General features: G+C 45.4%; 2 protein-coding genes. Both read right to left on the bottom strand.

Translation table 11 applies throughout. From position 1 onward, the window contains the following. Positions 1–174 (bottom strand): 50S ribosomal protein L19 (locus A3756_RS23165; RefSeq protein ID WP_156490716.1); only part of this gene is annotated, 174 nt, incomplete at its 3' end. A 38-nt stretch (positions 175–212) separates the two neighbouring features. Then, the coding region (gene trmD / locus A3756_RS23160) for a tRNA (guanosine(37)-N1)-methyltransferase TrmD (RefSeq protein WP_068554780.1) at positions 213–766 on the bottom strand (554 nt) is incomplete at its 5' end.

Below are 766 nucleotides of genomic sequence, written 5' to 3'. Positions count from 1 at the left end.
AAGACCACGGTTGCGCTTAGCGATAACAACACCTTCATAGGCCTGTAGACGCTCACGGTTACCTTCTTTAACTTTTACTTGAACAACGACTGTATCACCAGGGCCGAATTCTGGAATCTCTGCCGTCATTTGCTCAGCTTCTAAGGCGCTGATAATGTTATTCTTGCTGCTCATTTTACACTCCTAAAAATGATAAACCTAAAGCCTCAGGCCTACCGATTCACTTCTCTAATAAATTCTTGCAACAGAGTCTGCTGCTCGCTATCTAATTCTATTTTGTCCAGCAACTCTGGACGTCGCTGCCATGTTCGCCCCAAGGATTGTTTAAGGCGCCAGCGGCGAATTTTTTCATGATTACCCGACATCAAAACATCAGGAATCGGCTTACCCATAAAAACTTCTGGACGAGTATAGTGAGGACAATCCAACAAACCACTAGCAAACGAATCCTCGGTTGCCGACTCACTATGCCCCAATACCCCAGGTATTAACCTGGAAATGGTATCCAGCAATACCATTGAAGCAAGCTCACCACCACTCAATACGAAATCACCAATTGATATTTCTTCATCAATTTCAGCTTCGATTAAGCGCTCGTCAACTCCCTCATATCGACCACAGACGCAAATCAATCCGTCATATTCAGCCAGTTCCACAGCTTTCTTATGGTCTAGGCGCTGTCCTTGAGGTGACAGGTATACAGTACGTAGTGATACCACCTTCTCGGGCTGATCGTGCTTTAGGTCCTGCACCATCTTTGCCTTAG

This window comes from Oleiphilus sp. HI0086, assembly GCF_001635225.1.
This window is presented reverse-complemented; position numbering and strand designations above follow the sequence as displayed.